This window comes from Pseudomonas sp. (assembly GCF_035277045.1).
In the GTDB taxonomy this organism is placed as follows: domain Bacteria; phylum Pseudomonadota; class Gammaproteobacteria; order Pseudomonadales; family Pseudomonadaceae; genus Aquipseudomonas.
In genome coordinates this window covers 1-11,530 of record NZ_DATELE010000217.1, presented here as the reverse complement: position 1 = coordinate 11,530, position 11,530 = coordinate 1, and the positions used below count along the sequence as shown (strand labels likewise).

The window sequence follows — 11,530 nt, the reverse complement described above, 5'->3', positions numbered from 1 at the left end:
CAGGGCGCGGTGCTGCAGGCGGTCCTTGAGCGAGCGGTTGCGGATGAGGTGGGCGACGGGGCGGCGCAGGCGGATCACCAGGCTGGCGAACACCAGCGTGGCCAGCAGGCCGGTGATCACCGCGATGCTGCTGGTGATGTTGCCGCCCAGCTGGCGGGCGATCTGCGCGCTGGTCAGCGCGTCGCTCCAGGCCGCGAGAAAGCCGATCATGAACAGCGGGCGCGGGGCCAGGCGACGGATCGCGGCGACCGCGGCGCGCTTGTGGCCGGCGTCGAACAGGGTGATCAGACACAGGATGATCGAGGTCGAGAACAGGCCGCTGCTGGTGGCGTACGACAGGCTCAGGCCCAGCGCGCGGGCCACCGACGGCTCAAGAAAGCGGCTGGCGTAGAGCGTCAGCGGCAGGGCGGCCAACGCTGGCAAGGTATAGGGCAGCAACAGGCCGACCACGCTGCGGACCCGGTTGCGGCGGATCAGCAGCCGGCTGCGCGCCATGCGCCTGAAAAGCAGGCGGCCGAGCAGGGTCAGGACGGCGAAGCTGGTGACCCACGCCATGGTCAGCAGCAAAAAGTCACCTGCCAGTGCAAGCGTGTCGCTGCCGGAGTGACGGTCGACCAGGCGTTGCACCTCTTTGCTCGCGCGGTCGGTGCGCAGGCGCCAGGCGTCGACCAGGTGGGCATCGAGGTCCATGTCCTTGGCGGCGCTGTCCAGGCCATCGGCCAGCGCGCCCAGCAGTCCTCCCTGGAGCACGGCTTCGGGCTCGGCTGGGGTCTCTTCGGCGGGCGCTGGCTCGGCGGCCAGCAGGTGTGTGCTCAGCAGGCAGCCGAGCAGGAGCAGGGAAAGGTGACGCAGCACTGGAGTACTCCTAGGGCCGGGCTAGCGGGAAGGGTTACTCAAGGAACTGATTGGTGATGCGGGGGGAAAGTTCGAAAAGAAGGGGGATGAGTGGCCGGTCGCGGTCGCTGACAAGCCAGCTCCCGCCAAAGCGGGAGCGGCGTTGTCTATCGAATCATTGCCCGCTGTAGATCTGGTCGAACACCCCACCATCATTGAAATGCGTCTTCTGCACCGTGCGCCAGTCACCAAAGGTCTTCTCCACCGAGAGGAAATCAACCTTGGGGAAGCGGTCGGTGTACTTGGCGAGCACCGTGGCGTCGCGCGGGCGCAGGTAGTTGTTCGCCGCGATTTCCTGGGCCGCTGGCGACCACAGGTACTTGAGGTATTCCTCGGCCACGGCGCGCGAGCCTTTCTTTTCGACCACCTTGTCGACCACGCTCACTGGTGGCTCTGCTTCAGCGGACACGCTCGGATACACCACCTCGAACTGGTCGCGGCCGAACTCGCGGGCGATCATCTCGGCTTCGTTCTCGAAGGTCACCAGCACGTCACCAATCTGGTTGGTCATGAAAGTGGTGGTGGCGGCGCGGCCACCGGTGTCGAGCACGGGGGCCTGCCTGAACAGCTTGCCGACAAAGTCCTTGGCCTTGCTTTCGTCGCCGCCGTTCTTGAGCACGTAGCCCCATGCCGACAGGTAGGTATAGCGGCCGTTACCCGAGGTCTTGGGGTTAGGCACGATGACCTGCACGCCGTCCTTGAGCAGGTCGGGCCAGTCCTTCAGGGCCTTGGGGTTGCCTTTGCGCACGATGAACACGGTGGCCGAGGTGAACGGCGCGCTGTTGTTCGGCAGGCGGGTGACCCAGTTGTCGGGCACCAGCTTGCCGTGGTCGTTCAGGGCATTGATATCGGTGGCCATGTTCATGGTGATGACATCGGCCGGCAGGCCGTCGATCACCGAGCGCGCCTGCTTGCTCGACCCGCCGAAGGACATCTGGACGTTGACCTTTTCCTTGTGCTCGGCCTCCCAGTGCTTCTGGAACGCGGGGTTGTAGTCCTTGTAGAAATCGCGCATCACGTCGTAGGAAACGTTTAACAGCGTGGGCGCGGCCTGGGCCAGGTTGCCCAGCGCAAGGCCTGCGGCCAGCAGCGAGGCGGTAAACAGTTTTTTCACGACGCGTTCCTTGTTCTGACGGGTTGACGGCATTTTGCCAGCGACTATAGCCGTTCGTTTCAAGCCGTTTAAAGAACAAAAAACACTTTGTTTATTCCGTCTTGCGGAACAGCGCGCTGCCGCAACGTGAGCAGAAGGCGGCGTCGTGTTCGTGGCCGTCCTTGTGGCAGCTTGGGCAGTCATGCCTGAGCTGCTCGCCACGCAAGGCGTTGGCCAGTTCCGCCGTGAAGATACCGGTGGGCACGGCGATGATCGAGTAACCGGTGATCATCACCAGCGATGACAGGACCTGCCCCAGCGGCGTGGTTGGCACGATGTCGCCGAAGCCCACGGTGGTCAGGGTGACGATGGCCCAGTAGATGCCCTTGGGAATGCTCGTGAAGCCATGTTCGGGGCCCTCGATCACGTACATCAGGGTGCCGAACACGGTGACCAGGGTCGAGACGCTGACCAGGAACACGATGATCTTCTGCTTGCTGCCGCGCAGCGCCGCCATCAGGTAGTTGGCCTGCTTGAGGTAGGGGCTGAGCTTGAGCACGCGGAAGATCCGCAGCATGCGGATCACCCGGACGATCAGCAGGTACTGGGCATCGCTGTAGTACAGCGCGATCAGTCCCGGCACGATGGCCAGCAGGTCGACCAGGCCGTAGAAGCTGAAGGCATAGCGCAGCGGTTTGGGCGAGCTGTACAGGCGCGCCAGGTACTCCACCAGGAAGACCGCGGTGAAGGTCCATTCCATGCCCGCCAGCAGGCCACCGTAGTTGCGGTGGACCTCGTCGATGCTGTCGAGGATCACCGTCACCAGGCTGGCGAGGATGATCAGCAGGAGGATCTTGTCGAAGCGCCGGCCAGCGGTGGTGTCGGATTGGAAGACGATGACGAAAAGGCGCTCGCGCCAGCTCGAAGGGGTTTGCATGGGCTCTGTCCAGGTTGAGATGGGCAGAGCCTAGGGGCTGCCCCTCAGCTGTGCAAGCGGCGGTCAGGTTCGCGGCGGCCTGTCGGTGCGCGCCGCGCGCCCAGGTGCAACAGCCAGCAGGCGAGGACGAACGGTGCGGTCAGGCCAGGCATCGGCAGCCGCTCGACCACGGGCTGCAGGGCCAGCGCCAGGCTGATCGCCAGCAAGGGTCGCCAGGGTTGGCCGTGATGGTGACTGAAGGCCAGGGCGGCCAGCGTGGCGTTGAAGCCGAGCAGCCCGTGCCAGGCCATGGTGGTTTCCCCCGTGAGCAGGGCCAGGCTGCCACCGATTGCCGAGCCGAGCAGGGCCCACAACGCGGCGTGGCGGTCGGCGATGAACAGGCCCATGGCGATCAGCAGGCCAGCCAGGGGCTTGTCCAGCAGGAACACCTGGCCAAGGCCGCGGGCCAGAGCGTGAAGCGGGCTGGGTTCGACCGGCAGGTTGGCCGCTGCGGGCCCGGCCAGCAGCAGCGCGCCCCAGCCGAGCAGCACGAAGGGCGCGGTGTAGGCGGGGCTGCCGCGCTTGAGCCATTGGTGGACAAGGATGCTGGACAGGCCACCCGCGGCGATGATCAGCGGCGGCAGAATCATCGACCAAGGCAGGACATGGCTGAAGAGGATGCCGGTGAGCACGCCGTTGTAGCTGTACAGGCCTGCCTGGCGGTCGGTCCGGTGGTAGCCGCGGCGCTGGGCGGTGAGCAGCCCCGACAGCGCGCCGAGCAAGGCGCCACCGACCAGTTGCGGTGCGGTGAGCAGGATCGCGAGGAGGCAGCACAGGCCACACAGCGGGTTGCGCTGCAGCAGGACCTGGCTGAAGCCGTTGAGCAGCGCCGTGGCCCAGTCGGGGCACGGGTTGACGAAATGTTTGCTGTACATGGGGCAGTCGGTGGAGGTGGATGGAAGCGGTGGGCCTCTTGAGGGCCTCGGTTTTCCGCAGGTCGTTTCGTGGGAGGCTTCTTCGCTGGCAAGCCAGCTCCCACAGGTACGGCGTTGTTTTCATGAACGGCGCTGTGTCAGACGCTGTACCTATGGGAGCTGGCTTGCCAGCGAATGGGACACCTCAGATCAATGTCTCCACCCGCAGCGTATTGGTGGTGCCGGGCTTGCCGAACGGCACGCCGGCGGTGATCAGCAGCGTGTCGCCGCGGCTGGCCATGCCTTGGGCCTGGGCGATCTCGAGTGCGGTGGAGCAGATTTCGTCCACTTGGCGCAAGCGATCGTTGACCACCGAATGCACGCCCCAGGCCACGCTCAGGCGCCGAGCGGTCGTGAGGTTCGGCGTCAGGTTGAGAATCGGCGCCCGAGGCCGCTCGCGGGAAGCGCGCAGGGTCGAGGCGCCGGACTCGCTGTAGTTCACCAGCACTACCACCGGCAGGATGCCGCTGATACGCCGGATCGCGCAGCTGATGGCATCCGACACCGTGGCTTCGGCCTTGGGTCGCCCGACGTCGAGCTGGGCCTGGTAGTCAGGGCCGTTCTCCACCTGGCGGATGATCTTGCTCATCATCCGCACCGCTTCGATCGGGTAGTCGCCCGAGGCGGTCTCGGCCGACAGCATCACCGCGTCGGCGCCTTCGGCCACGGCGTTGGCGACATCGGTGACTTCGGCGCGGGTCGGGGCCGGCGAGAAACGCATGGATTCAAGCATCTGCGTGGCCACCACCACCGGCTTGCCGAGCTGGCGGCAGGTGTTGATGATCTGCTTCTGGATCTGCGGCACGCTTTCGGCCGGCACCTCCACGCCCAGGTCGCCGCGCGCGACCATGATCGCGTCGGCCGCTTCGGCGATGGCCTGCAGCTGGGTCACGGCAGAGGGCTTCTCGATCTTGGCCATCAGGTAGGCGCGGTCCCTGATCAGCTCGCGGGCCTCGGCGATGTCCTCGGGGCGCTGGACAAACGACAGCGCCACCCAGTCGACCCCCAGTTCCAGCCCAAAGGCCAGGTCGCGGCGGTCCTTGGCGGTCAGCGGGCTCAGTTCCAGCACCGCCTGGGGCACGTTGACGCCCTTGCGGTCGGAGAGCTCGCCGCCGGCCAGGACTTCGGTGTCGATGGCATCGCTGTACGTGGCGGTCACGCGCAGGCGCAGCTTGCCGTCATCGAGCAGCAGGTCCATGCCGGGCTCAAGGGCGGCGATGATCTCGGGGTGCGGCAGGTTCACGCGGCGGCTGTCGCCCGGGGTGTCGTCCAGGTCCAGGCGCAGGGCCTGGCCGCGGTGCAACTGCACCTTGCCTTCGGCGAAACGGCCGACGCGCAGCTTGGGGCCTTGCAGGTCCATGAGGATGCCCAGCGGGCAGTTCAGCTGGCCTTCCACCTCGCGGATCCACTGGTAGCGCAGGGCGTGGTCGGCGTGCTCGCCGTGGCTGAAGTTGAGGCGGAAGATATTCACCCCGGCCTCGACCAGCCGGCGGATGTCATCGATGCCCTTGATCGCGGGGCCCAGGGTAGCGAGGATCTTGACTTTCTTGTCAGGCGTCATGATGGGGAAGTCTCGAGGATCAGGATGGCGCGGAAGTCGTTGACGTTGGTGCGTGTCGGTTCGGTGACGATCAGCGCATCGAGCGCGGCGAAATAGCCGTAGCCGTTGTTGTTGTCCAGTTCGTCCGCGGCAGACAGGCCCAGGGCCTGGGCGCGTGCGTAGCTCTGCGGGGTCATGAAGGCACCGGCGTTTTCCTCGGAGCCATCGATGCCGTCGGTGTCACCTGCCAGGGCATGCACGCCGGGCAGCCCCTTGAGGTTTTCGGTCAGGCTCAACAGGAATTCGGCGTTGCGCCCGCCACGGCCGTTGCCGCGCACGGTGACCGTGGTCTCGCCGCCGGAAAGAATCACGCAGGGCGCCGCCAGTGGCTGGCCATGCAGGACGATCTGCCGGGCGATCCCGGCGTGCACCTTGGCCACCTCGCGCGACTCGCCCTCCAGGTCGCCCAGGATCAGTGGGCTGAACCCTGCCTGGCGGGCCTTGACCGCGGCCGCCTCCAGCGATTGCTGGGGGCGGGCGATCAGCTGGAAGTGGCTGCGCGCCAGCGCCGGGTCGTCGGCCTTGACGGTCTCGGAGGCGGGGTTGTTGAGCCAGTCGATGACGGCCCTGGGCGCTTCGATGCTGTAGCGCTTGAGGATCGCCAGGGCATCGGCCGAGGTGCTCGGGTCGGCCACGGTGGGGCCGGAGGCGATGACCGTGGCCAGGTCACCAGGCACATCGGAGATGGCATAGGTGTATACCGTGGCCGGCCAGCAGGCTTTGGCCAGGCGGCCGCCCTTGATGGCCGAGAGGTGCTTGCGCACGCAGTTCATCTCGCCGATGGTGGCGCCCGACCTGAGCAGCGCCTTGTTGACCTGTTGCTTGTCGGCCAGGGTCAGGCCCTCGGCCGGCAGGGCCAGCAGCGCGGAGCCGCCGCCGGACAGCAGGAAGATCACCCGGTCGCTTTCGCTCAAATCGCTGACCATCTCCAGCACGCGCTTGGCGACGGCCAGTCCGGCGGCGTCGGGGACCGGGTGGGCGGCTTCGACCACTTCGATCTTCTGGCAGTTGGCGCCGTGGCCGTAGCGGGTCACGACCAGGCCGGAGACTTCGCCTTGCCAGCATTTTTCGACCACTTCGGCCATGGCGGCCGCGGCCTTGCCGGCACCAATGACGATGACCCGGCCGGAGCGGTCGGCGGGCAGACAGGGTTCCAGGACCTGGCGAGGGTAAGCGGCGGCGATGGCTGTGTCGAACAGTTCGCGGAGGATTTTTTGCGGATCGACCGACATGGCAGGCTCCTGATTATTGTTGTTCTGCGCAATCGAGAACGCCCCCGGAACTGCCTCCGTGCAGGCCGGACCAGGGGCGGTGTTGCTCGGGTGACCGATGGGCCTGTGGTCGCAGGTTCATCGGTGCTGGATGCTTCGCGGGCACGTCCCAGCGGCGAACAGGCTCGCCGCGAGTGGAGGCCTTACTGCCCGTCGCGGATCGAGAAATTGGCCATGTGTTCCAGGCCCTTGATCAGCGCCGAGTGGTCCCATTCGCCGCCACCGAGCGCCACGCAGGTGCTGAACACTTGCTGGGCGTTGGCGGTGTTGGGCAGGTTGATGCCCAGTTCCTTGGCGCCTTGCAGGGCCAGGTTAAGGTCCTTCTGGTGCAGGTTGATACGGAAGCCCGGGTCGAAGGTGCCCTTGATCATGCGCTCGGCATGCACTTCAAGAATCTTCGAAGAGGCAAAGCCGCCCATCAGCGCTTCGCGCACTTTGGCCGGATCAGCGCCGTTCCTCGCCGCGAACAGCAGGGCTTCGCCGACGGCCTGGATGTTCAGGGCGACGATGATCTGGTTAGCCACCTTGGCGGTCTGGCCGTCGCCGTTGCCGCCGACGTGGGTGATGTTCTTGCCCATGGCCTGGAACAGCGGCAGGGCGCGTTCGAAGGCGTTCGGGCAGCCGCCGATCATGATGCTGAGGGTCGCGGCCTTGGCGCCGACTTCCCCGCCGGACACTGGTGCGTCCAGATAGGCGGCGCCGGTGGCCTTGATCTTCTCGGCGAAGGCCTTGGTGGCGGTGGGCGAGATCGAGCTCATGTCGATCACCACCTTGTTCGGGCCCACGCCCTCGGCCACGCCGTTTTCACCGAACAGCACGGCTTCGACCTGCGGGGTGTCGGGGACCATGACGATGATGAACTCGGCTTCCTGTGCCACCTCCTTGGGATTGGCCAGGGCAACGGCGCCGGCGGCGATCAGCTCGGCCGGCGCGGCGTCGTGGTGGGTGGAGACGAACAGGCTGTGACCTGCCTTCTGCAGGTTGAGGGCCATGGGTTTGCCCATGATGCCGGTGCCGATGAAACCGATTTTAGCCATGAGAAATTACCTCTTTTTATAGTTGTCGAATTTCGCTGGAGCAGGCGTTGCCCAACCCTGTGGGAGCCTTGCATTCAGCCCTTAGATCGCATTGTGGGTTTTCAGCCAGCCCAGCCCTGCTTCGGTCGTGGTCAGCGGCTTGTATTCGCAGCCGACCCAGCCCTTGTAGCCGATGCGGTCCAGGTGCTCGAACAGGAAGCGGTAGTTGATCTCGCCGGTGCCCGGCTCGTGGCGTCCGGGGTTGTCGGCCAGCTGCACATGGTTGATCGCGCCCAGGTTGGCTTCCAGGGTGCGCGCCAGGTCCCCTTCCATGATCTGCATGTGGTAGATGTCGTACTGCAGGAACAGGTTGGCGCTGCCCACCTCGGCCTGGATGTCCAGGGCCTGTTTCGTGGTGTTCAGGTAGAAGCCCGGGATGTCGCGGGTGTTGATCATTTCCATGACCAGCCTGATGCCGGCGGCCTCGAGCTTGTCGGCGGCGTACTTCAGGTTGTCGACAAAGGTCTTGCGCACCGTGGCGCAGTCCGGGCCCTGGGGACGGATGCCGGCCAGGCAGTTGATCTGGGTGTTGCCCAGCACCTTGGCGTAGGCGATGGCCAGGTCGACACCGGCGCGGAAGTCCTCGACGCGGTCAGGGTGGCAGGCGATGCCGCGTTCACCTTTGGTCCAGTCACCGGCCGGCAGATTGAACAGCACCTGGGTCAGGCCGTTGGCCTCGAGCTGCTGCTTGATCTCGGCCGAGCTGAACTCGTACGGGAAGAGGTATTCGACACCGCTGAAGCCCGCGTCGGCGGCGGCCTTGAAACGGGCAAGGAAGTCCTGCTCGGTGAACAGCATGGACAGGTTGGCGGCAAAGCGGGGCATGGTTGTCTCCTTCGTTCAGTCGAGCAGCGAGATCGCGGTCGGCGCGTCGTTGCCGACCAAGGCCAGGTCTTCGAATTCGTTGACAGCGTTGATCTCGGTGCCCATCGAAATATTGGTCACGCGCTCGAGAATCACCTCGACCACGACCGGCACACGGAACTCCTCGGCCATTTTCTGCGCCTTGAGCAGTGCGGGGGCAATGTCGCCCGGTTCGAATACGCGGATGGCCTTGCAGCCCAGCCCTTCGACCACGGCGACGTGATCGACCCCGTAGGCGGCGATTTCCGTGGCGTTGATGTTCTCGAACGCCAGTTGAACACAGTAGTCCATCTCGAAGCCACGCTGCGCCTGGCGGATCAGGCCGAGGTAGGCGTTGTTCACCAGCACATGCACGTAGGGCAGGTTGAACTGCGCGCCAACGGCCAGCTCCTCGATCATGAACTGGAAATCGTAGTCACCCGACAGCGCCACCACCTTGCGTTTCGGATCGGCCTTGACCACGCCGAGGGCGGCGGGAATGGTCCAGCCCAGCGGGCCGGCCTGGCCGCAGTTGATCCAGTGGCGCGGCTTGTAGACGTGCAGGAACTGCGCGCCAGCGATCTGCGACAGGCCGATGGTGCTGACGTAGGTGGTGTCCTTGCCGAACACCTGGTTCATCTCTTCGTACACGCGTTGCGGCTTGACCGGCACGTTGTCGAAGTGGGTCTTGCGCTGCAGGCTGGCCTTGCGCTGCTGGCAGTCCTGCAGCCAGGCGCCGCGGTCCTTCAGCTTGCCGGCAGCTTTCCACTCGCGGGCCACTTCGAGGAACACGTCCAGCGCCTTGCCAGCATCGGAAACGATACCCAGGTCCGGGGTGAACACACGGCCGATCTGGGTCGGTTCGATGTCCACGTGCACGAACTTGCGGCCTTCGGTGTAGACATCCACAGAGCCAGTGTGGCGGTTGGCCCAGCGGTTACCGATACCGAACACCAGGTCGGATTTGAGCAGGGTGGCGTTGCCGTAGCGGTGCGAGGTCTGCAGGCCGACCATGCCGACCATCAGTTCGTGATCGTCCGGGATGGTGCCCCAGCCCATCAGGGTCGGGATGACCGGTACGCCGGTCAGTTCGGCGAACTCGACCAGCTTGTCGCTGGCGTCGGCGTTGATGATGCCGCCACCGGCTACCAGCAGTGGGCGCTCGGCGTCGTTGAGCAGGGCCAGGGCCTTCTCGGCCTGGACGCGGGTCGCGGTCGGCTTGTGCACGGGCAGCGGCTCGTAGGCGTCGATGTCGAATTCGATCTCGGCCATCTGCACGTCGAACGGCAGGTCGATCAGTACCGGGCCTGGGCGGCCGGAGCGCATTTCGAAGAAGGCCTTCTGGAAGGCGTAGGGCACCTGACCGGGCTCAAGCACCGTGGTCGCCCACTTGGTCACCGGCTTGACGATGCTGGTGATGTCGACGGCCTGGAAGTCTTCCTTGTGCAGGCGGGCCCGTGGGGCTTGCCCGGTGATGCAGAGGATCGGGATGGAGTCGGCGGCAGCGCTGTACAGACCGGTGACCATGTCGGTGCCGGCAGGGCCCGAGGTGCCGATGCACACGCCGATGTTGCCTGGATTGGCACGGGTGTAGCCCTCGGCCATGTGCGAGGCGCCTTCGACGTGACGAGCGAGGACGTGATCGATGCCGCCGGCCTTTTTCAGGGCCGAGTACAGCGGGTTGATGGCCGCCCCTGGGATACCGAACGCGGTATCGACACCTTCGCGGCGCATGACCAGAACGGCTGCATCGATTGCTCTCATTTTGCTCATGGGTTGTGCCTCATCTATTTTGTAATTGTATACAACTTAGCTTGCGACAGAGTGTATTCATGGCCGGCGACCCAGGTCAATCCATTTTCATCAGGGATTCAGGCTTTCGTCGGGAAGCCGGTCAAAACGGCGTTTCGTCTGATCGTGCAGGTCTTGTGCAAAATATTGTATACAAACACACGGATTGTTGTGTTCTATTTGTGTGATTGGTTTTTCACCTGCCCTTGGGGCTTCTCACAACAAGAAGAGGACCTTTGCATGAACGTTCTGAACCTGAAGACGGCTGCCCGTCTGGTTGACGCCGCGCTGGCCGCGGGCCGCAAGATCAACGCTGCGCCGCTTACCGTAGTGGTGCTCGACAGCGGTGGACACTTGCTGACCGCGCAGCGCGAGGACGGCGCCAGCCTGCTGCGCCCGCAAGTGGCCATGGGCAAGGCCTGGGGCGCCATCGCCCTGGGCAAGGGCTCGCGGTTGCTGGCGCTCGACGCCCAGCAGCGGCCAGCGTTCTTCGCCGCGCTCAATGGGCTGGGCCAGAGCCCGGTGGTACCCGCGCCGGGTGGTGTGCTGATACGTGATCAGCAGGGCAAGGTACTGGGAGCGGTGGGGATCAGTGGGGACACATCGGATATCGACGAGCAGTGCGCGATCAGCGCGATCGAGGAGGTGGGGCTGACGGCGGATGCGGGGGTGGCGGCCTGACAGGCACCACCCTTTTCTGCAGTTGTCGGCCGGCGCTTTGCGCTAGGCGTCCGGCTCACATCCCTTGAGCACCAGGCGAATGATGGTCTGCGCCGCCGCCTCGTAGTCACTGTCCTCGAGCTTGTGCTTGCCGGTGACTGCCGAAATCTGCCAGTCGAAGTCGGCATAGGTCTGGGTCGCGGCCCAGATGCTGAACATCAGGTGGTGCGGGTCGACGGCGGCGATCTGCTTGCGCTCGATCCAGCCCTGGATGCACTCGATGTTGTGGCGGGCCTGCTCGTTGAGCTGCTCGACCTGGCTCGGGCTCAGGTGCGGGGCACCGTGCATGATCTCGCTGGCGAACACCTTGGAGGCAAACGGCAGGTCGCGGGAGATGCGGATCTTCGAGCGA

General features: G+C 65.2%; 10 protein-coding genes and 1 pseudogene. 1 reads left to right on the top strand and 10 read right to left on the bottom strand.

Translation table 11 applies throughout. The features are described from left to right. The 9 genes and pseudogenes from VJS90_RS12385 to gcl all read right to left on the bottom strand — a co-directional run. Positions 1 to 855 (bottom strand): annotated as a pseudogene (locus VJS90_RS12385) (mechanosensitive ion channel protein); the annotation flags it as partial. A 154-nt stretch (positions 856 to 1,009) separates the two neighbouring features. Further along, on the bottom strand, positions 1,010 to 2,008 hold the full coding sequence (locus VJS90_RS12380; RefSeq protein WP_324121944.1) for a sulfate ABC transporter substrate-binding protein: 999 nt from the start codon (positions 2,006 to 2,008) through the stop codon (positions 1,010 to 1,012). Between the two features lie 91 nt (positions 2,009 to 2,099). Further along, positions 2,100 to 2,924, bottom strand: coding sequence for an ion transporter (locus VJS90_RS12375; RefSeq protein WP_324121943.1), 825 nt, complete (start codon positions 2,922 to 2,924; stop codon positions 2,100 to 2,102). A gap of 44 nt (positions 2,925 to 2,968) precedes the next feature. After that, entirely contained in the window at positions 2,969 to 3,838 is an 870-nt protein-coding gene (locus tag VJS90_RS12370; RefSeq protein WP_324121942.1) for an urea transporter, read from the bottom strand. Between the two features lie 184 nt (positions 3,839 to 4,022). Continuing rightward, positions 4,023 to 5,438 carry a pyruvate kinase gene (pyk, locus tag VJS90_RS12365; RefSeq protein WP_324121941.1) on the bottom strand — a complete coding sequence of 472 codons (1,416 nt, stop codon included), beginning with the start codon at positions 5,436 to 5,438 and terminating at the stop codon, positions 4,023 to 4,025. After that, positions 5,435 to 6,709 carry a glycerate kinase gene (locus VJS90_RS12360; protein ID WP_324121940.1) on the bottom strand — a complete coding sequence of 425 codons (1,275 nt, stop codon included), beginning with the start codon at positions 6,707 to 6,709 and terminating at the stop codon, positions 5,435 to 5,437. The genes pyk and VJS90_RS12360 overlap by 4 nt, the downstream gene beginning before the upstream one ends. A gap of 182 nt (positions 6,710 to 6,891) precedes the next feature. Then, on the bottom strand, positions 6,892 to 7,785 hold the full coding sequence (locus tag VJS90_RS12355; protein WP_324121939.1) for a 2-hydroxy-3-oxopropionate reductase: 894 nt from the start codon (positions 7,783 to 7,785) through the stop codon (positions 6,892 to 6,894). Positions 7,786 to 7,866: 81 nt separating this feature from the next. After that, the gene (gene hyi, locus VJS90_RS12350; protein ID WP_324121938.1) at positions 7,867 to 8,649 is read right to left on the bottom strand and encodes a hydroxypyruvate isomerase; all 783 of its coding nucleotides are present in this window, start codon (positions 8,647 to 8,649) and stop codon (positions 7,867 to 7,869) included. Positions 8,650 to 8,664: 15 nt separating this feature from the next. After that, positions 8,665 to 10,440, bottom strand: coding sequence for a glyoxylate carboligase (gene gcl, locus VJS90_RS12345; protein ID WP_324121937.1), 1,776 nt, complete (start codon positions 10,438 to 10,440; stop codon positions 8,665 to 8,667). Positions 10,441 to 10,698: 258 nt separating this feature from the next. Here gcl and VJS90_RS12340 point away from each other — a divergent pair, with 258 nt between their 5' ends. Then, a complete protein-coding gene (locus VJS90_RS12340; protein WP_324121936.1) occupies positions 10,699 to 11,139 on the top strand; it encodes a heme-binding protein in 441 nt (146 codons plus the stop codon). A 42-nt stretch (positions 11,140 to 11,181) separates the two neighbouring features. Here VJS90_RS12340 and VJS90_RS12335 read toward each other — a convergent pair. Further along, positions 11,182 to 11,530 (bottom strand): TetR family transcriptional regulator C-terminal domain-containing protein (locus tag VJS90_RS12335; RefSeq protein WP_324121935.1); only part of this gene is annotated, 349 nt, incomplete at its 5' end.

Excerpts from the sequence above, each read along its gene's own strand:
- VJS90_RS12375 (WP_324121943.1), bottom strand. The coding sequence starts at position 2,924 with ATGCAAACCCCTTCGAGCTGGCGCGAGCGCCTTTTCGTCATCGTCTTC.
- VJS90_RS12370 (WP_324121942.1), bottom strand. The coding sequence starts at position 3,838 with ATGTACAGCAAACATTTCGTCAACCCGTGCCCCGACTGGGCCACGGCG.
- pyk (WP_324121941.1), bottom strand. The coding sequence starts at position 5,438 with ATGACGCCTGACAAGAAAGTCAAGATCCTCGCTACCCTGGGCCCCGCG.
- VJS90_RS12360 (WP_324121940.1), bottom strand. The coding sequence starts at position 6,709 with ATGTCGGTCGATCCGCAAAAAATCCTCCGCGAACTGTTCGACACAGCC.
- VJS90_RS12355 (WP_324121939.1), bottom strand. The coding sequence starts at position 7,785 with ATGGCTAAAATCGGTTTCATCGGCACCGGCATCATGGGCAAACCCATG.
- hyi (WP_324121938.1), bottom strand. The coding sequence starts at position 8,649 with ATGCCCCGCTTTGCCGCCAACCTGTCCATGCTGTTCACCGAGCAGGAC.
- gcl (WP_324121937.1), bottom strand. The coding sequence starts at position 10,440 with ATGAGCAAAATGAGAGCAATCGATGCAGCCGTTCTGGTCATGCGCCGC.
- VJS90_RS12340 (WP_324121936.1), top strand. The coding sequence starts at position 10,699 with ATGAACGTTCTGAACCTGAAGACGGCTGCCCGTCTGGTTGACGCCGCG.